Source organism: Paraburkholderia sp. A1RI-2L (assembly GCF_048957375.1).
GTDB lineage: Bacteria > Pseudomonadota > Gammaproteobacteria > Burkholderiales > Burkholderiaceae > Paraburkholderia.
The window spans coordinates 906,357-925,146 of the sequence record NZ_JARBTA010000001.1; the positions used below are offsets into that span (position 1 = coordinate 906,357).

At 65.5% G+C, this 18,790-nt stretch carries 12 protein-coding genes and 1 pseudogene; 9 read left to right on the forward strand and 4 right to left on the reverse strand.

The window, feature by feature from the left end:
- Window positions 1-56: 56 nt before the first annotated feature.
- From PWP93_RS04300 to truB, 8 genes and pseudogenes are all read left to right on the forward strand, one after another.
- Complete coding sequence (locus PWP93_RS04300) at window positions 57-1,223, forward strand: pyridoxal phosphate-dependent aminotransferase (protein ID WP_421045008.1); 1,167 nt, start codon at window positions 57-59, stop codon at window positions 1,221-1,223.
- 361 nt (window positions 1,224-1,584) lie between these two features.
- Window positions 1,585-2,155, forward strand: a pseudogene (scpB, locus tag PWP93_RS04305) (SMC-Scp complex subunit ScpB); the annotation flags it as partial.
- Between the two features lie 382 nt (window positions 2,156-2,537).
- Window positions 2,538-4,388, forward strand: coding sequence for a 23S rRNA pseudouridine(2605) synthase RluB (gene rluB, locus PWP93_RS04310; protein WP_421043589.1), 1,851 nt, complete (start codon window positions 2,538-2,540; stop codon window positions 4,386-4,388).
- A gap of 394 nt (window positions 4,389-4,782) precedes the next feature.
- On the forward strand, window positions 4,783-5,241 hold the full coding sequence (gene rimP / locus PWP93_RS04315; protein ID WP_035525925.1) for a ribosome maturation factor RimP: 459 nt from the start codon (window positions 4,783-4,785) through the stop codon (window positions 5,239-5,241).
- The gene (gene nusA / locus PWP93_RS04320; protein WP_421024199.1) at window positions 5,238-6,713 is read left to right on the forward strand and encodes a transcription termination factor NusA; all 1,476 of its coding nucleotides are present in this window, start codon (window positions 5,238-5,240) and stop codon (window positions 6,711-6,713) included. Before rimP ends, nusA begins: the two co-directional genes overlap by 4 nt.
- Before the next feature lie 153 nt (window positions 6,714-6,866).
- On the forward strand, window positions 6,867-9,824 hold the full coding sequence (gene infB / locus PWP93_RS04325) for a translation initiation factor IF-2 (protein ID WP_421043590.1): 2,958 nt from the start codon (window positions 6,867-6,869) through the stop codon (window positions 9,822-9,824).
- A 72-nt stretch (window positions 9,825-9,896) separates the two neighbouring features.
- Entirely contained in the window at window positions 9,897-10,262 is a 366-nt protein-coding gene (gene rbfA, locus PWP93_RS04330) for a 30S ribosome-binding factor RbfA (RefSeq protein WP_035525933.1), read from the forward strand.
- Window positions 10,263-10,273: 11 nt separating this feature from the next.
- Window positions 10,274-11,242, forward strand: coding sequence for a tRNA pseudouridine(55) synthase TruB (truB, locus tag PWP93_RS04335; RefSeq protein WP_421043591.1), 969 nt, complete (start codon window positions 10,274-10,276; stop codon window positions 11,240-11,242).
- A gap of 139 nt (window positions 11,243-11,381) precedes the next feature.
- On the opposite strand, the gene PWP93_RS04340 is transcribed toward truB, so the two are convergent.
- The 4 genes from PWP93_RS04340 to PWP93_RS04355 form a co-directional block, all read right to left on the reverse strand.
- The gene (locus PWP93_RS04340; protein WP_421043592.1) at window positions 11,382-12,947 is read right to left on the reverse strand and encodes a DHA2 family efflux MFS transporter permease subunit; all 1,566 of its coding nucleotides are present in this window, start codon (window positions 12,945-12,947) and stop codon (window positions 11,382-11,384) included.
- 46 nt (window positions 12,948-12,993) lie between these two features.
- Complete coding sequence (locus PWP93_RS04345) at window positions 12,994-14,241, reverse strand: EmrA/EmrK family multidrug efflux transporter periplasmic adaptor subunit (RefSeq protein ID WP_421043593.1); 1,248 nt, start codon at window positions 14,239-14,241, stop codon at window positions 12,994-12,996.
- Between the two features lie 47 nt (window positions 14,242-14,288).
- Window positions 14,289-15,881, reverse strand: a complete 1,593-nt coding sequence (locus PWP93_RS04350; RefSeq protein WP_421043594.1) for an efflux transporter outer membrane subunit — start codon at window positions 15,879-15,881, stop codon at window positions 14,289-14,291.
- A gap of 92 nt (window positions 15,882-15,973) precedes the next feature.
- On the reverse strand, window positions 15,974-16,480 hold the full coding sequence (locus tag PWP93_RS04355; protein WP_413188606.1) for a MarR family winged helix-turn-helix transcriptional regulator: 507 nt from the start codon (window positions 16,478-16,480) through the stop codon (window positions 15,974-15,976).
- Between the two features lie 327 nt (window positions 16,481-16,807).
- Here PWP93_RS04355 and typA point away from each other — a divergent pair, with 327 nt between their 5' ends.
- On the forward strand, window positions 16,808-18,634 hold the full coding sequence (gene typA / locus PWP93_RS04360; RefSeq protein ID WP_421043595.1) for a translational GTPase TypA: 1,827 nt from the start codon (window positions 16,808-16,810) through the stop codon (window positions 18,632-18,634).
- The last annotated feature ends 156 nt before the right edge of the window (window positions 18,635-18,790 follow it).

Consider the following 18,790-nt stretch of genomic DNA (forward strand, 5'->3'; position numbering starts at 1 on the left):
CCTTGCCCGATGCCACCGCCGCGCCGATTGCCGGAACCGGCGTCGGCGCTCAAGCCATGGCGCGAGAAGCGGTCAGGGCGCTGCGCTCGTCGCAGATCCGGGAGGTGGCGAACGCGGGCTTCGGTGTCGCCGATGTCCTGCCGTTCTGGTTCGGCGAATCGGATCGTGTAACGCCGGCATTCATCCGCGACGCCGCCGCGGGTGCGCTCGCGCGCGGAGAAACGTTCTACACGCACAATCTCGGCATCGCCCCGCTGCGCGAAGCGCTCGCGCGCTACGTGAGCGAGCTGCACGGCGCGACACCGATGGAAAACGTCGCGGTGACGAGCGCCGGCGTGAATGCGTTGATGCTCGCCGCGCAACTCGTGGTGGGTGCGGGCGACCGTGTGGTTGCGGTGACGCCGCTTTGGCCCAACCTCGTCGAGATTCCGAAGATTCTCGGCGCGAGCGTCGCGACGGTCGCGCTCGGCTATGGCGAGCGGGGCTGGACGCTCGATCTCGATGGGCTCCTGAAGGCGCTCACGCCCGGCACGAAGATGCTCATGATCAACTCGCCCAACAATCCGACCGGCTGGGTGATGTCGCGCGACGAGCAGCACGCCGTTCTTGCGCATTGCCGCCGTCACGGCATCTGGATCGTCGCCGATGAAGTCTATGAACGGCTCTATTACGGCGAGGCCGGCGAACGCACGGCGCCGTCGTTCCTCGATCTGGCGTCGCGCGACGAGCGATTGATTTGCGTCAATTCATTCTCGAAAGCCTGGCTCATGACGGGCTGGCGGCTGGGTTGGATGGTTGCGCCGCGCGAGCTCATGGACGACCTCGGCAAGCTGGTCGAGTACAACACGTCGTGCGCGCCGTCGTTCGTGCAGCAGGCGGGCGTGACCGCGCTCGAGCATGGCGAGGCGTTTACGCGTTCGCTCGTCGCCGATCTGCGCGTGTCGCGCGACCACCTCGCAGCGGCGCTAGCCGGGTTGCCGGGCGTCGACGTGAAAGTCCCGCATGGCGCGATGTACCTGTTTTTCAGGCTAGAGGGTGCGCAAAAGAGCCTTGAATTGTGCAAGGCGCTGGTGTGCGAGGCAGGGCTCGGGCTCGCGCCCGGCAGTGCATTCGGCCCGCAAGGAGAGGGCTTTGTGCGCTGGTGCTACGCGTGCGATCCGGCCCGGCTCGATACCGGCGTAGAGCGCTTGTCGCACTTTCTTGCTAGCCGCCAGGCGCGCTGAACGGCGCGCCGCAACGATGGGGCGAGGCGCGCGCCATGCAAGGCGCATTGCCGCTTGCCGAAGCGGATTTAGGGCGGATTCAAGCAGACGAAAGCAACTCTGAAGCCGTCTTTACGCCCCCGGCGTTTTTGCGTAAGATGGCGTGCAGTCACGCGATTCCCTGCGGGAATTTCGCTGCTCCGTCCGGCTGGGTCTGGCACTTTGCCTGTGCATATGTTGTATAACGGCCCCCCGGTGCGTGCTCCCATCAATATGACCGATCAGAATCGGGCGAGCGCGTCTCCAGTTCCATATCGTCTTTCGTCTGTCTGATCCGGTTCCATGAACCTGATTTACCTTACTTAGGGTCTGACCTGGCTGCATGAATACCCAAGAGGCGAAAATCGTCCTCGAGACTGCATTGATCTGCACGCAGGAGCCGCTGAAAATCGGCGATCTGCGCAAACTGTTTGCCGACGACATCTCGGCTGACACTGTCCGTAACCTGCTCGAAGACCTGCGCAGCGAATGGTCCGGGCGCGGCGTGGAACTGGTGGGCCTCGCATCCGGCTGGCGCTTTCAGAGCAAGCCGGCCATGCGCACCTATCTCGACCGCCTGCATCCCGAGAAGCCGCCGCGCTATTCGCGCGCCGTGCTCGAAACGCTCGCGATCATCGCGTACCGGCAACCGGTCACGCGCGGCGATATCGAAGAAATTCGCGGGGTGACGGTCAACACGCAGGTCGTCAAGCAACTCGAGGACCGCAACTGGATCGAGGTGATAGGCCACCGGGACGTGCCGGGCCGCCCCGCGCTTTACGCCACGACGCGTCAGTTTCTGGACGACCTCGGGCTGAAGTCGCTGGAGGAACTGCCGCCGCTCGACGACCCGTCGAGCCAGTTGGGCGAGCAATTGCTGGCTCAGCACGCGATCGAATTCCCGGACAGCGAAGCCGCGCAACTGGTTGCTGCGGGCGTGCCGGAAAGCGCTGAAGCGCCGGCGACGGTCGATGCGGATGCCGGACAGGAAGCGCTCGCGCCTGCGCTGGGCATGGCTGATGCGGACGCGCAGGATGCCGCGCATGCGGACCGTTCCGGCGAGCAAGTCGGACACGGCGAATCCCGCGCGGACGCGCAGGAAACGGAGCCCGCCCGGCACATGGCCGGCGCGCCTGAAGAAGCACACCAGGGCCGCAGCGACGCGGCACAGGACGATCCCGTCTCGACGACGGACGACGAAGCCGCTCGACGCAGCGTCTGACGCAATAAACATTTTTGACGCGCCCTCCGCAAGTGATTGCGTGCGGGCGCGCAACCTGACATTTCGAGGTTGTTTTGACTGATATCCACGACATCGATTCGACCGACGCGCCCGAATCCGCGCGTCGCGCGTCTTCTGCGCGCGACGACGACACGCGCGCCGACCACGGCGAGGTTGCTCCGGCAGGCGAAGCCGGGGGCGAGGACCGTCCCCGCCGAGGTTTGCGCCGCGGTCCGCGCAGCTTGATCGCGCGCCGCCGCGCGGGCGCGAAGGCCAAGGTCGGCGAAGGCGCGGCAGTGTCGGCCGAGTCCGCGTCGGACGTTGCTGCGCCGGTCGTGACGGATGCGCCGCAAGACGGCGCCGTCGCTGCACAGGCGCGCAAGCCACGCAAGGATGCGGGCGCGAAGAAGGGTGGCCGCGAGGGCGGTCGTGAAGGGCAACGTGAAGGCCGCCGCGACGCCGCTGCCGCCGGGCAGGCAAAGCCCGCGCAAGCCGGCAAGCAGGGCGCGCGTGGTGCAGCCGAAGGCAAGGGCGTCAAGCAGGGCAAGGGCGGCAAGGGCCGCGCGGAGACGCCTGCCGCTGCGACCGGGGACGGGCAAGACGACCTGTTCCTCTATGTGACTTCGCCGGCCTTCGACGCCGATAACGGCGCGGGCAGCGGCGTGCGTGCGCCGATGCTGCGCCGTGGCCGCGTCCAGCCCAAGCGCGTGCTGAGCCCGGACGACGACGCGCCGAAGCTGCACAAGGTGCTGGCGGACGCGGGCATGGGCTCGCGCCGTGACATGGAAGAGTTGATTATTGCCGGGCGCGTATCGGTGAACGGCGAGCCCGCGCACATCGGCCAGCGCATTCTGCCCACCGACCAGGTCCGCATCAACGGCAAGCCGATCAAGCGCAAGCTGCCGAACAAGCCGCCGCGCGTGCTGCTCTATCACAAGCCCACCGGCGAAATCGTGAGCCACGCCGATCCGGAAGGCCGTCCGTCGGTGTTCGATCGCCTGCCGTCGATGAAAACGGCGAAGTGGCTGGCCGTGGGCCGTCTCGACTTCAACACCGAAGGTCTGTTGATGCTCACGACCTCGGGCGATCTCGCAAACCGTTTCATGCACCCGCGCTACAGCGTAGAGCGCGAGTACGCGGTGCGTGTGGTGGGCGAACTCACCGAAGGCAATCGTCAGAAGCTGCTCAAGGGCATCGAACTCGACGACGGCCCGGCAAACTTCCTGCGCATCCGAGACGGTGGCGGCGAGGGCACGAATCACTGGTATCACGTCGCGCTGGCCGAAGGCCGTAACCGCGAGGTGCGCCGCATGTTCGAGGCGGTCGGTCTGATGGTGAGCCGCCTGATCCGCACGCGTCACGGCCCGATCGCGCTGCCCAAGGGCCTCAAGCGCGGCCGCTGGGAAGAGCTCGAGGACAACCAGGTGCGCAGCCTGATGGCGGCGGTCGGCCTGAAGGCGCCGACCGAGGAGAAGGGCGGCCGAGGCAAGGAGCCGGAGCGTCGTCAGCCTGATCCGATGCAAACCTCGATGGGCTTCATCAACCGCGAGCCGGTGTTGAGTTCGCACGGCGCGATGGGCCAACCGCGCCAGTCGCGTCAGGGGCAAGGCCAGGGCCGGCGCGGCGCGGCGCAGGGGGGATTCGGCAGTGCGCTGGGCAACTTCGGCGGCGGCTTTGGCGGCGCTGGAGGAAATCGCGGCGGGAATCGCGGCAATGGCCGCCCCGGCACGCGCGACGTCGACGGTAACCGTGCACCCAGCGCGGCGGGCAAGCGCGCGGGCGGCAATGCGAACAGCAATGGCGGCAGCGGCGGCAATCGCCGTGGGCCCGGCGGCAACGCCAATACGAACGGCAACCGCGCGGCCAGCGGCAATCGCACGGGGGGCCAGCGCGGTGCGCCGCGCAACCGCACGCGCGGGCATTGACGCGGACGTCGGAACAGGAGTGAGACCCTCGCGTCATGTACAGGTCGCGGGGGGCTCCACGGGTGTGTCCCAGTTTGCGTTAAAGCCATAAAAGGGCTACAATCTCGGAGTCGCTGGGCGTGCGGCTTTTATTTGCGCCCCAGGTGCGACCACCTGGCTAAGTGAGAAGATGGGCGTTTCGCCCATTTTTTTTTGGTTCGCCCGAATTGGATGCTTTAAAAGTTATCCAGATGCTCTAAAAGCATCGTCGGCGCAGGATCCGGCCTTGGGCGGTCGTCATCGTGGGGCAGTGTGCAAGTAGGTGCAAGAGCGCGCGCTCATCTGGCGCGCGGCCCGCGAATCCCGAATCACTGGAAGTTGCCGGCTCGCTGCGCGAACATCTGGAGCAGGCATAGTGCAACTGACGGAACTGATTGAAACCACGGTCACCGGGCTCGGCTACGAGCTGGTCGACCTCGAGCGCACCGGGCGCGGCATGCTGACCATCTACATCGATCAGCCCGCGGGTATCGCGATCGAGGACTGCGAGAAGGTCACGCGTCAGCTGCAGCACGTTCTGACGGTCGAGAACATCGACTACGAGCGCCTCGAAGTCTCGTCGCCCGGCCTCGACCGTCCGCTGAAGAAACTGGCGGACTTCGAACGCTTCGCGGGCTGCGAAGCGGTTATCACGTTGAAAAAGCCATTGGACGGACGGAAAACGTACCGCGGCATCGTGCATGCCCCGGAAGGCGAGACCGTTGGTCTGGAATTCGAAGGGAAGGCGGGTCCCGCGATGCTCGATTTCACGCTCGCGGACATCGACAAGGCACGCCTTATCCCCAAAGTTGACTTTAGGAGCCGCAAACAATGAGTCGCGAAGTGTTGATGCTGGTGGATGCGCTGGCACGCGAGAAGAATGTCGACAAGGACGTGGTGTTCGCCGCCCTTGAAGCGGCGCTTGCGTCGGCCTCCAAGAAACTCTTCGACGAGGATGCGGATATCCGCGTGCATATCGACCGCGAAAGCGGCGAGCACGAAACGTATCGCCGCTGGCGTGTCGTGCCGGACGAGGCGGGCCTGCAGGAGCCGGACCAGGAAATCCTGCTGTTCGAAGCCCGCGAGCAGAACCCCGAAGCGCAGATCGACGAGTTCATCGAGCAGTCCGTGCCTTCGGTCGAGTTCGGCCGCATCGGCGCGCAGGCGGCCAAGCAGGTCATCCTGCAGAAGGTGCGTGACGCCGAGCGCGAACAGATCCTGAACGACTTCCTCGAGCGCGGCGAAAGCATCATGACCGGCACGGTCAAGCGCATGGACAAGGGCAATTTCATCGTCGAGTCGGGCCGTGTCGAAGCGCTGCTGCGCCGCGACCAACTGATTCCGAAGGAAAACCTGCGCGTGGGCGACCGCGTGCGCGCCTGGATCGGCAAGATCGACCGTACCGCGCGCGGCCCGCAGATCGAACTCTCGCGCACCGCGCCCGAGTTCCTGATGAAGCTGTTCGAGATGGAAGTGCCGGAAATCGAGCAGGGCCTTCTCGAGATCAAGGCTGCGGCGCGCGACCCTGGCGTGCGCGCCAAGATCGGCGTGGTGGCCTATGACAAGCGCATCGATCCGATCGGCACCTGCGTCGGCATTCGCGGTTCGCGCGTGCAGGCCGTGCGCAACGAGCTCGGTGGCGAAAACGTCGACATCGTGCTATGGTCGGAGGATCCCGCCCAGTTCGTAATCGGCGCGCTCGCGCCGGCAGCCGTGCAGTCGATCGTCGTCGACGAGGAAAAACACTCGATGGACGTCGTGGTCGACGAGAGCGAACTCGCGGTCGCGATCGGCCGCAGCGGCCAGAACGTGCGTCTTGCCAGCGAGCTGACCGGCTGGCAAATCAACATCATGACGCCGGACGAATCCGCGCAGAAGCAGAATCAGGAGCGCACGGTGCTGCGCGACCTGTTCATGGCGCGTCTCGATGTGGACGAGGAAGTCGCCGACATCCTGATCGACGAGGGTTTCACGAGCCTCGAAGAGATCGCCTATGTGCCGCTCAACGAAATGCTGGAAATCGAGGCGTTCGACGAGGACACCGTGCACGAGTTGCGCAACCGCGCGCGCGATGCGCTGCTTACGCAGGCCATCGCGAACGAGGAGAAGGTGGAAAGCGCCGCGCTGGACTTGAAGAGTCTTGACGGCATGGACCCGGACCTGCTCGCGAAGCTCGCGCAGCATGAGGTTCACACCCGCGACGAGCTCGCTGAGCTGGCCGTGGACGAGCTGGTCGAAATGACGGGAATGGAAGAGGACGCCGCCAAGGCGTTGATCATGAAGGCACGTGAGCACTGGTTCCAGTAAGCCTGGCAACAGGCATGGAACCCGGGCGCGACGAGCAGGAAGCGACCATGACCCACTGAACTGATCGCGGCGGGGCCTTGCAAGGCTTGGCACCCAAGGCCGCATGAAACGATGTCAACCGCAAGGAATCGGTCCTTGCATTAAGAGGAATGAATGGCGAGTAACAACGTAGCCCAATTTGCCGCGGAACTGAAAATGCCTGCAGGCGTGCTGCTGGAGCAGCTGCAGGCGGCGGGCGTGCAGAAAGCGAACGAGAGCGATGTCTTGTCGGAGACCGACAAGGCGCGTCTGCTCGACCACTTGCGCAAGTCGCACGGCTCGACCGACGCGGACAAGCGCAAGATCACGCTGACGAAACGGCATACGTCGGAAATCAAGCAGTCCGATGCGACGGGTAAGGCTCGCACCATTCAGGTCGAGGTGCGCAAGAAGCGCACTTTCGTCCGCCGCGACGAATCCGCCGGTGAGGTGGAGGCATCGAATCATGCCGCCGACGCAGCCGCTGCCGCCGAAGAGGCCGAGCTGCAGCGCCGCGAAGAGGAAGCACGCCGCGAGGCCGAGCTGCTCGAGCGTCAGGCTCAGGAACTCAAGGAGCGCCAGGAGCTTCTCGCACGCGAAGAGGCCGAGCGCCGCGCACGCGAAGAGGCTGCCGAGGCGGAGCGCCGCCGCGCAGAGGAAGAAGCCGCGTCGAAGAAGGCGGCCGCCGATGCCGTCGCGCGCGAGCTGGCCGCGCAGGCCGTGGCTGCGCAACGCACCGCAGAAAGCGAAGCGACCAAGGAAGTGAAGCAGCAACAAGATCAGCAAGACGAGCAGCGCGCCGCAGCCGAGCGCGCAGCGCAGCGCGAAGCGGCCCAGAAGGCCGAGGCCGCCGCACGCGAGGCCGCCGAAAAGGCGCAGAAGGAACAGGACGAGATCGCGCGCCGCCGCGCGGCTGCAGAAGCCGAAGCGCGCGCGATCCGCGAAATGATGAACACGCCGCGCAAGGCGCAGGTGAAGGCGGTCGAGCCGCCCAAGCCCGCCGAGCCGCCCAAGCCCGCCGAGGCCAAGGGTACGCTGCACAAGCCGGCGCGTCCGGAAGGCCAGGCGCGCCCGGCCGCGGGTGCATCGGCTGGCGCGAAGAAGCCCGCCGCTGCTGCGGCGCCCTCGGCGAACGCGCCGGGCGCCGGCGCGGGCGACCGCAACAAGAAGCCGGGCACAGGCAAGGGCGGCTGGCAGGACGACGCCGCCAAGCGTCGCGGGATCAAGACGCGCGGCGATTCGTCGGGCGGCGTGGACCGCGGCTGGCGCGGCGGCCCGAAGGGCCGTGGCCGTCACCAGGACAACGCGTCGACGTTCCAGGCGCCGACCGAGCCGATCGTGCGTGAAGTGCACGTGCCGGAAACCATCACGGTTGCCGACCTCGCGCACAAGATGTCCGTGAAGGCATCGGAAGTCATCAAGGTGATGATGAAGATGGGCCAGATGGTCACCATCAACCAGATGCTCGACCAGGAAACGGCGATGATCATCGTCGAGGAACTCGGCCACCGTGCGGTCGCCGCGAAGCTCGACGATCCGGAAGCGCTGCTGGTCGAAGGCCAGGAGGCCACCGACGTCGAGCAACTGCCGCGTCCGCCGGTCGTCACCGTCATGGGTCACGTCGACCATGGCAAGACCTCGCTGCTCGACTACATCCGCCGCGCCAAGGTTGCAGCGGGCGAAGCGGGCGGCATTACGCAGCACATCGGCGCTTACCACGTGGAAACGCCGCGCGGCGTGATCACGTTCCTCGACACGCCGGGTCACGAGGCCTTCACGGCCATGCGTGCACGCGGTGCGAAGGCAACCGACATCGTCATTCTGGTGGTCGCAGCCGACGACGGCGTGATGCCGCAAACGAAGGAAGCGATTTCGCACGCGAAGGCTGCGGGTGTGCCGCTCGTGGTGGCGATCAACAAGATCGACAAGCCCGATGCGAACCCCGAGCGCGTGAAGCAGGAACTCGTGGCCGAAGGCGTCGTGCCGGAAGAGTACGGCGGCGACTCGCCGTTCGTGCCGGTGTCGGCCAAGACCGGCACGGGCATCGACGAGCTGCTCGAAAACGTGCTGCTGCAAGCCGAAGTGCTGGAACTCACGGCGCCGGTCGTGGCGCCCGCCAAGGGTCTCGTGATCGAAGCGAAGCTCGACAAGGGCAAGGGCCCGGTGGCGACCGTGCTCGTGCAGTCGGGTACGCTCAATCGCGGCGACGTGGTGCTCGCAGGCACGGCTTACGGCCGCGTGCGCGCCATGCTCGACGAAACCGGCAAGCCCACGAAGGAAGCGGGTCCGTCGATTCCGGTCGAAATCCAGGGTCTCTCGGAAGTGCCGGGCGCCGGCGAAGAAGTCATCGTGCTGCCCGACGAGCGCAAGGCGCGCGAAATCGCGCTGTTCCGTCAAGGCAAGTTCCGCGACGTCAAGCTCGCGAAGCAGCAGGCCGCGAAGCTCGAGAACATGCTCGAGCAGATGGGCGAAGGCGAAGTGCAGAACCTGCCGCTCATCGTCAAGGCCGACGTGCAGGGCTCGCAGGAAGCGCTGGTTCACGCGCTCCTCAAGCTCTCGACGAGCGAAGTGCGGGTGCAGATCGTGCACGCCGCCGTGGGTGGCATCAGCGAAAGCGACGTCAACCTCGCGACGGCTTCGAAGGCGGTCATCATCGGCTTCAATACGCGTGCTGACGCACTGGCGCGCAAGCTGGCCGAGACCAACGGCGTGGACATCCGCTACTACAACATCATCTATGACGCTGTGGATGAGGTGAAGGCAGCTATGTCGGGCATGCTGGCGCCGGAGAAGCGCGAAGTCATCACCGGCATGGTCGAAGTGCGTCAGGTTTTCAAGGTGCCGAAGGTCGGCGCGGTGGCGGGCTGTATGGTCACGGACGGTATCGTCAAGCGTTCGTCGTCGGTGCGCGTGCTGCGCAACAACGTGGTCATCCACACCGGCGAACTCGACTCGCTCAAGCGCTTCAAGGACGACGTCAAGGAAGTCAAGCAAGGCTTCGAGTGCGGTATGTCGATCAAGAACTTCAACGACATCGTCGAAGGCGACCAGTTCGAAGTGTTCGAGATCACCGAAGTCGCGCGTACGCTGTAATCCAGCGGCGCTAGCCGATAACGGGCGGGGCAGGCGCTGGCCAGCCCCGCCCGTTTTGTTTTTGGAATCATCATGCCGAAAAAACGTACCTCCCCGAATCGCAACGTGCAGATTGCCGACCAGATCCAGCGCGACCTCTCCGAGTTGATGCGCGAAGTGAAGGATCCGCGCGTGGGGCTCGTGACGATCCAGAGCGTGGAGCTCACGCCTGACTATGCTCACGCGAAGGTCTACTTCACGACGCTCACGGGCGATCCGAAGACCACCCAGGAAGCGCTCAATCACGCTGCGGGCCATCTGCATAACCAGCTGTTCAAGCGACTGCATATCCACACGGTGCCGACGCTGCATTTCCATTACGACCAGTCGATCGAAAAGGGTGTCGAGATGTCGCGTCTCATCGACGAGGCGAACGCAACGCGCGCGAAGGACGACTGACGCTGCCACGCATGACTGCATCATCCAGGAATTCTCAAGGCGAGCCTCGTCCCAAGGTGCCGCGCCGACTGCTCGATGGCGTGCTTCTGCTGGACAAGCCGATCGGCCTGTCTAGCAACGACGCGCTGATCCGCGCCAAGCGTCTGTTTCGCGTGAAGAAGGCGGGCCATACCGGCACGCTCGATCCGCTCGCTTCGGGCTTGCTGCCGTTGTGTTTTGGCGAAGCGACCAAGTTTTCGCAGGACCTGCTCGACGCCGACAAGACCTACGAGGCCACTATGCGCCTCGGCGTGCGCACGGCGACGGGCGATGCCGAAGGCGAGGCCGTCGAGACGCGCGAGGTGCGTTGCGACGAGGCCGCCGTGCACGAAGCGATGGCGAAGTTCGTCGGCGACATCGTGCAGGTGCCGCCGATGTACTCGGCGCTCAAGCGTGACGGCAAGCCGCTCTACGAGTACGCGCGTGCCGGCCAGACGGTCGAGCGCGAAGGGCGCCACGTTACGATCCACTCGCTGGAGATGAGCGCGTGCGCGCTGCCGGCGGTTCCCGAGGTCACGTTTCGCGTGACGTGCAGCAAGGGCACATATGTGCGCACGCTCGCCGAGGACATAGGCGAGGCGCTCGGCTGCGGCGCGCATCTCGTGATGCTGCGGCGTACTGGCGTGGGCGCGCTCACGCTCGAGCATGCGGTGACGCTGGATGCGCTCACGGCCGCCGATGAACCCGCCCGCGACGCGTGGCTGCAACCCGTGGACGCGCTGCTTTCCACGTTTCCGGCCGTGACGCTGAGCGCCGAGGCGGCGCGCCGCTTCGCGCATGGCCAGCGCTTGCCGCTCAACGAACTCGTGCTCGACCGCGCGGCGTGCGAAGCGGCCGAGCGCGTGCGCGTGTATGGGGAAGCAGGGGGCTTGCTAGGCGTGGCGAAGGCGGCTAATGGCGTGCTCGCGCCGGAGCGGCTGGTGGTCAGCGGGGCCGCTTGAGTCGAGTCGCGCTGCGCTCGATGCAAAGCGGCGCTGCGGAAATGAAGAAACATGAAGAAGCGGCACGCCGGTGTTGAACCGGACGTGCCGTTTTTGCTGCTGGAGCGCGCGTGCCGGAGTCACCGCACGCGCTACGCGCTCAATGCGCCGCCGAGGCCGCCGCGCCCGCATCGCCGCCGCCGGTGCGCTCGGGACGCGTGATCCAGATCAGCGCGATCAGCACGATGAAGATCGCCGACGAAATCCAGAAAAGGTCGTTCACGCCGAGCTGTGCGGCCTGCTGCGAGACCATGCGGTCGAACAACCCGTGTGCTTGCGCGGGATCGATCCCGGCCGCGTTCTGCATCTGCTGCATCGACTGATTGAAGACCGGGTTGGCCAGCGTGGCCTGCTCGGTGAGGCGCGCGTGGTGAAACGTCGTGCGATGGTCCCACGCGGTCTCGAAGATCGAGGTGCCGATGCCGCCGCACATGATCCGTACGAAGTTCGACAGTCCCGACGCCGCCGGAATGCGGTTGCCGGGCAGACCCGAGAGCGTGATCGAGACGAGCGGAATGAAGAGGCCTGCCATGCCGATGCCCTGGATCAAGGTGGGCACCGTGAGCGCCCAGGTGTCCACACCGGTCGTGTATTGAGAGCGCATCCAGAAGCACAGCGCGAACACCACGAACGCCGCTGTCGCGATATAGCGCGGGTCGGTGCGCGGCAGGAGGCGGCCGGTGATCGGCGAGAGCATGATCGCGAAGAAGCCCACGGGCGCCATGATGATGCCCGCATCGGTTGCGGTGTAGCCCAGCGTGGTTTGCAGCCACAGCGGCAGCAGCACGAGATTGCCGAAATAAAGACCGTAGCCCACCGAAAGCGCAATCGTTGCGCCCGTGAAGTTGCGCCTTGCGAAAAGCGAAAGATCGACCACGGGGTGATCGGCAGTCAGCTCCCAGATCACGAAGAACGCGAAGGCGATCACCGCCGTGAGCGCGAGCACGACGATCGTGGTGGACGCGAACCAGTCGAGATCCTTGCCCTTGTCGAGCATGATCTGCAGCGAGCCGACCCAGACGACCAGGAGTCCCAGGCCCACGCCGTCGATGGGCGCCTTCTTGATGATCGAATCGCGGTTGCGGAAGATCGCCCACGTGGCGATGGCAGCCATGATGCCCACCGGGATGTTGACGTAGAAGATCCACGGCCACGAGATGTTGTCCGAGATCCAGCCGCCGAGAATCGGGCCGGCCACCGGCGCGATCAGCGTGGTCATCGACCACATCGAGAGCGCGATGGGCGCCTTCGCACGCGGATAGCTCGCGAGCAGCAGCGTTTGCGAGAGCGGGATCATCGGGCCGGCCACGGCGCCTTGCAGCACGCGCGAGGCGAGCAGGAAGGGCAGGTTGGGCGAGAGGCCGCACATCCACGACGAAATCACGAACAGGATGATCGACGCCATGAACAGGCGCACCTGGCCAATGCGGTCGGTGAGCCATCCGGTGAGCGGCACGGAGATCGCGTTGGCGACCGCGAACGAGGTGATGACCCACGTGCCCTGATCCGAGGCGACCCCCAGGTCGCCGGAGATCGTCGGGATCGACACGTTCGCGATCGAGGTGTCCAGCACGTTCATGAACACCGCGAGCGACACCGCGATGGTGCCGATCACGAGTTGCGCGCCCTGCAACGGCGGATGGACTACGGGTTGTTGTGCTGCCATTGAGTGCTTATTCGTTGATGTCGTTGCGGTCGTTGCTGTATCGCGCTTACATCACCCTGGCCGCGGGCTTCGCGGTGCCGTTGCCCGCCGACGAGAGCTGCGCCTTGCCGGCGTTTTGCCCCGCACTCTGGCCTGCGTTTTCCGCGATGATGCGGGCGATTTCGGCATCGGCTTCGTCGCCGTACTTCTCGAACACGCTGGTCTGATAAACCGTGTTCTGCGCGTTGCCGAGCTGGCTGCCTGTGTCGTCCTTGATGTTGACGTCAACCTGCATCGACAGGCCGATGCGCAGCGGGTGCTTCTTGAGCTCTTGCGGATCGAGCGCGACGCGCACCGGCAGGCGCTGAACCACCTTGATCCAGTTACCCGTGGCGTTCTGCGCGGGCAGCAGCGAGAAGGCCGAGCCCGTGCCCGCCGAGAAGCCCACCACCTTGCCGTGATAGACCACCGACGAACCGTACACGTCGGCCGTCATCTCGACCGGCTGGCCGATGCGCATGTGCTTGAGCTGCACTTCCTTGAAGTTGGCGTCCACCCACACGGCGTTCAGCGGCACCACCGACATGAGCGGCGTGCCCGGCGAGACGCGCTGGCCCACCTGCACCGAGCGCTTCGCGACATAGCCCGTGACCGGCGCGGGCAGCATGTTGCGCGCGTTCGCCAGATAAGCATCACGCACCTTGGCGGCGGCGGCCATCACGTTCGGGTGATTGGCGATGGTGGTGTTCGCGGTGAGCGCGCGGTTTGCGGCGAGTTGCTGCTGCGCGGCTTCGAGCGCGGCCTGGGCGCTCTTCACGGTGTCGCGCGCGTGCGAGATTTCTTCCTGCGAGACGGCGCCCGTCTGCGCGACCTGCATGCGGCGGCGCAGGTCGTCCTGGGCGCGCGAGAGGTCGGCCTGACGCACGGCGACTTGCGCCTGGTACTGGCTGTCGTCGGCGAAGAGACCGCGCACCTGGCGCACCGTCTGGCCGAGATTCGCCTCGGCCTGTTGCAGCGCGATGCGCGAATCGGCGGGATCGAGCTGCACGAGCGGGTCGCCGATCTTCACCGTTTGCGTGTCGTCCGCGTTCACGGCGATCACGGTGCCGGTCACCTGCGGCGTGATCTGCACGACGTTGCCGTTCACGTAGGCGTCGTCGGTGCTTTCCGAGAAGCGTGCGACGAGGAAGTAGTAGAGGCCGTAGGCAATGGCTGCAATCACGATCACGAGCACAAGCAGCGTCATCATGCGCTTGCGCTTGCCGTTGTTCGCGTTCGGCTGCGGATTGGCCGCCGGTTGCTGGGGGGTGCTCATGGAAGGATCTCCGGGTTCTGGCGTGCTGTTCGTTCAGTTATGGATGTTCAGTTCGCGGCGGGCGCGCTTGCCGGGGCCGAGGCTGCGGCGCTTTGCGCCGGCACCGACGTGCGGCTCCACGGTCCGCCGTTCACGTCGCTTTGTCCCTTCGACTCGCTGCCGATCTCGACCGGCGGCACGAGGCCCGCGTCGTGCGCGTCGAAGCCGCCGCCGAGCGCCGTGATGAGCGCCATCTGCTGGTCGCGGCGCTGCATCTTGAGGTTCGAGACGGTCTGTTCCGCGGCGAGGCGGTTCTGGTCGGCGTTGAGCACCTGGAGCTGCTCGGAGAGCCCGGCCTTGTAGCGGATCACGGCGAGCTGGTACGCCTTGGTGGAGGCGTCGAGCGCGCGCTGCGCGTCCAAGAGCTGCTGGTCCGCCGAGCGGATCGACGAAACCTGCGTGGCGACCTGCTGGAGCGCGTTGATGAGCGTCTGGTTGTAGTTCGCCACATCGAGGTCGAAGTCGGCGTAGCGGCCCTTCAACTGCGCGCGCAGCGCGCCCGCGTCGAAGATCGGCAGATGCACGGCCGGGCCGAAGTTCATCGTCCGGCTGGAGAAGGTCAGGAATTTGCCCCAGCCGAACGCGTCGAGGCCGATCGCGGCGCTCAGGTTCACGTCCGGATAGAACTCGGCCTTGGCTTCCTTCACGTCGTGCATCGCGGCTTCGACTTGCCAGCGCGCGGCGACGATGTCGGGGCGGCGCGCCAGCAGGTCGGCGGGCAGGTTGCCGGGCAGGCTCATGTCGGCGACCGGGTTGAGCACCGGCTGCGCGATCTGCAGGCCGCGGTCCGGGCCCTTGCCGAGCAGCGCGCCCAACTGGTAGCGCACGTTCTGGATCTGGCCGTCGATTTGCGTGAGGTTCGCCTGGCTCGTCGCGATGTTGCCGTTCGCGGTCTGGCGCTCGACGTTGGTGTCGAGGCCGGCTGCCACGCGGCCGTTCGTGATCGTGCCGATGGTCTTGCGGTTGTCGATCTCGCGCGCGGCGATGTCGCGCAGCGCGTAGAGCTGCGCGAGCTGGTTGTAGGTGCGGGCGACCGACGAGGCGAGCGTGATGCGCGCCTGCTGCATGTCGGCCTGGGCGGCGCGCTGGGCGGACACCGCCTGGGCGAGCCGCTGGCGGTTCTTGCCCCACAGATCCAGATCCCACGACGCGCTCGCGAGCGCGTTGTTCTCGTTGTACCAGGTGCCGCCGTAGGGCGGCGGGAAGATCGTGTTTTCCGTGAAGATCTCGCGGGTCCACGAATAGCTCGCGTTGGCCTTCGGATAGAGCCCCGCCTTCGACGTCTCGATGTACGAAGACGCCTTGGCGATGCGGGCCTGGGCCTGCGCGATGGTTGGGCTGCCCTCGAGCGCCTCGTAGATGAGCTTGGGCAACTGCGGGTCGCCGAACTGCTGCGCCCAGTCGAGCGTCGGCCACTGGCCACCCTCGGCCGGGATGCTCTGCGAGGTCTCGAACTGCTGCGGTTGCGCGATGGTCTTGTCGCTCTTGACGCCGAAATAGTTCGCGCAGCCCGCCAGCGCGAGCGTCGCCACCGCGGCGGCGATTGCGCCCCGGCAGGAGAGCGCAGGCGCTAACTGGGCAAACTGGACACCGGGTTTCATTGCTCGTCTCATGGCGTGAGTCGAAAAAAGTGAGGTAATGCTGGACGTTGCAGCTATTTTTTCGCGCTGCGGCCGCGAATTTGCTTGCCCTGTCATGAATTGGGCGGTGAGTTCTGGCCTGCGTTCTGCATAGCTTCGCAGCTATTGGCAAGAACCCGCCGCAACATGCTCTTGAGGAAGCAGACTTCCTCGGGCGTAAAGCCTTGCGAGAGCCTTTCCGTCACGCTCGTGAAGATGGCCGGCATGCGCGCGGCGATGGCTTCGCCCTCGGGCGTGAGCGCGAGGCGCACGGCGCGGCGGTCTTCGGAGCTGCGCACGCGCTTGAGGAGGCCGCGCTTTTCGAGCCGGTCGACGAGGCGCGTCACCGCGCTCGCGTCGATGCCGTACTCGCGCGCGAGTTCGGCCGCCAGCACGCATTTGCCGCTCGCCACCATGAACAGCACGCTGGCCTGCTGGCTCGTTACGCCGAGCTCGGCGACGGTGCGCTGGGTGATCAGGTTCGACATCGTCGATTTCACCCGCGAAAGGAGGTAGCCAACGCTTTCGCCGAAGTCGTAATCGCGCACTTCGGGCGGCGGCGTGGGAGTCGGATCCGTCATGTTTCTGCTGCGGCTGCAATGATTGACCAGGCAGGGATTATAGGAGCCGTTAGTTGACGCGGCAAGCGTTTATTGTGGCAGGGTGGAGAAACCTTTGCCGGGCAAGGTTTAATCGGGTCGCGATGCGCCCGGCCGTGCCTTCCAGGGCTTCCTGAGTATGAGCACGATCAATTCATCAGCGCGTGCTATACTTTCAGGTTCCCAAAAGTGCGTCATTCACCACGTCTGCTCGCAATGCCCGATCCGAGTGTCGGAGCCCGCGCAGAACGGTTGCGCGAGCCCGCCTTCGAGCTCATGCGCCGCACCCAACTGAGTACCCAGGTTCCTATGTCCCGCGCCCTTCGCAACATCGCCATCATTGCCCACGTCGACCATGGCAAGACCACGCTCGTCGACCAACTGCTGCGCCAGTCCGGCACCTTCCGTGACAACCAGCAGGTCGCCGAACGCGTCATGGACTCGAACGACATCGAAAAAGAGCGCGGGATCACGATTCTCGCGAAGAACTGCGCGGTCGAGTACGAAGGCACCCACATCAACATCGTCGACACCCCGGGCCACGCCGACTTCGGCGGCGAGGTCGAGCGCGTGCTCTCGATGGTCGACTCGGTGCTGCTGCTCGTCGACGCCGTGGAAGGCCCGATGCCGCAAACGCGCTTCGTCACGAAGAAGGCGCTCGCGCTCGGCCTGAAGCCCATCGTGGTCGTCAACAAGATCGACCGCCCGGGCGCGCGCATCGACTGGGTCATCAACCAGACCTTCGATCTGTTCGACAAGCTCGGCGCGACCGAAGAGCAGCTCGACTTCCCGGTGGTCTACGCTTCGGGCCTGAACGGCTACGCGTCGCTCTCCGCCGATGCGCGCGAAGGCGACATGCGCCCGCTGTTCGAGGCGATTCTCGAACACGTGCCGGTGCGCGACGCCGATCCGGAAGGTCCGCTCCAGCTTCAGATCACCTCGCTCGACTACTCGACCTACGTTGGCCGTATCGGCGTGGGCCGCATCAAGCGCGGCCGCATCAAGCCGGGTCAGCCGGTGGCGCTGCGCTTCGGCCCGGAAGGCGAGGTGATGAACCGCAAGATCAACCAGGTGCTGTCGTTCAGCGGCCTCGAGCGCGTGCAGGTCGAGTCGGCCGAAGCCGGCGACATCGTGCTGATCAACGGCATTGAAGACATCGGCATCGGCGCCACGATCTGCGCGATCGACAACCCCGAAGCACTGCCGATGATCACGGTGGACGAGCCCACGCTGACGATGAACTTCCTCGTGAACTCGTCGCCGCTCGCGGGCCGCGAAGGCAAGTTCGTGACGAGCCGCCAGATCCGCGACCGTCTCACGAAGGAGCTGAACCACAACGTCGCGCTGCGCGTGAAGGACACCGGCGACGAAACCACGTTCGAAGTGTCGGGCCGTGGCGAACTGCACCTCACGATCCTGATCGAGAACATGCGCCGCGAGGGCTACGAGCTGGCCGTGTCGCGTCCGCGCGTGGTGCTGCACGAAGTCGACGGCGTGAAGATGGAGCCGTACGAACTGCTGACCGTCGACGTCGAAGACACCCACCAGGGCGGCGTGATGGAAGAGCTGGGCCGCCGCAAGGGCGAAATGCTCGATATGGCTTCGGACAGCCGCGGCCGCACGCGTCTCGAATACAGGATTCCGGCCCGTGGCCTGATCGGCTTCCAGGGCGAGTTCATGACGCTCACGCGCGGCACGGGCCTGATGAGCCACGTGTTCGACGAATACGGTCCCATCAAGGAAGGCTCGCTTGGCGAGCGCCGCAACGGCGTGCTGATCTCGCAGGACGATGGCGCGGCCGTCGCCTACGCACTGTGGAAGCTGCAGGATCGCGGCCGCATGTTCGTGAAGCCCGGCGACGCGCTCTATGAAGGCATGATCATCGGCATTCACAGCCGCGACAACGACCTCGTCGTGAACCCGATCAAGGGCAAGCAGCTCACCAACGTGCGCGCCTCGGGCACCGACGAAGCCGTGCGCCTCGTTCCGCCGATCCAGATGTCGCTCGAATACGCAGTGGAATTCATCGACGACGACGAACTCGTGGAAGTCACGCCGCAGTCGATCCGTCTGCGCAAGCGTCATCTGAAAGAGCACGAGCGTCGCCGCGCAAGCCGCGAAGCCGCTGCCGAGTAAGCGCGGTTTTATTGAATTTTGCGCACCGCAATGCAAGCTGGAAGCCAGAAAAGCCGCCTCTTTGTGGGCGGCTTTTTTGCGTCTTGCAACAATTATGTTGCAGTGCGTAAAGAGTGTGTTGCGAATGCCGCAAAGTCCCGTCTACAAAGGGTTTGC

What these genes read in the sequence shown, in the direction of transcription:
- typA (WP_421043595.1), top strand. Translation starts at nt 16,808, where the DNA reads ATGTCCCGCGCCCTTCGCAACATCGCCATCATTGCCCACGTCGACCAT.
- PWP93_RS04345 (WP_421043593.1), bottom strand. Translation starts at nt 14,241, where the DNA reads ATGAGCACCCCCCAGCAACCGGCGGCCAATCCGCAGCCGAACGCGAAC.
- truB (WP_421043591.1), top strand. Translation starts at nt 10,274, where the DNA reads ATGACTGCATCATCCAGGAATTCTCAAGGCGAGCCTCGTCCCAAGGTG.
- infB (WP_421043590.1), top strand. Translation starts at nt 6,867, where the DNA reads ATGGCGAGTAACAACGTAGCCCAATTTGCCGCGGAACTGAAAATGCCT.
- PWP93_RS04300 (WP_421045008.1), top strand. Translation starts at nt 57, where the DNA reads ATGGCGCGAGAAGCGGTCAGGGCGCTGCGCTCGTCGCAGATCCGGGAG.
- PWP93_RS04350 (WP_421043594.1), bottom strand. Translation starts at nt 15,881, where the DNA reads ATGAAACCCGGTGTCCAGTTTGCCCAGTTAGCGCCTGCGCTCTCCTGC.
- nusA (WP_421024199.1), top strand. Translation starts at nt 5,238, where the DNA reads ATGAGTCGCGAAGTGTTGATGCTGGTGGATGCGCTGGCACGCGAGAAG.
- PWP93_RS04340 (WP_421043592.1), bottom strand. Translation starts at nt 12,947, where the DNA reads ATGGCAGCACAACAACCCGTAGTCCATCCGCCGTTGCAGGGCGCGCAA.
- rbfA (WP_035525933.1), top strand. Translation starts at nt 9,897, where the DNA reads ATGCCGAAAAAACGTACCTCCCCGAATCGCAACGTGCAGATTGCCGAC.
- PWP93_RS04355 (WP_413188606.1), bottom strand. Translation starts at nt 16,480, where the DNA reads ATGACGGATCCGACTCCCACGCCGCCGCCCGAAGTGCGCGATTACGAC.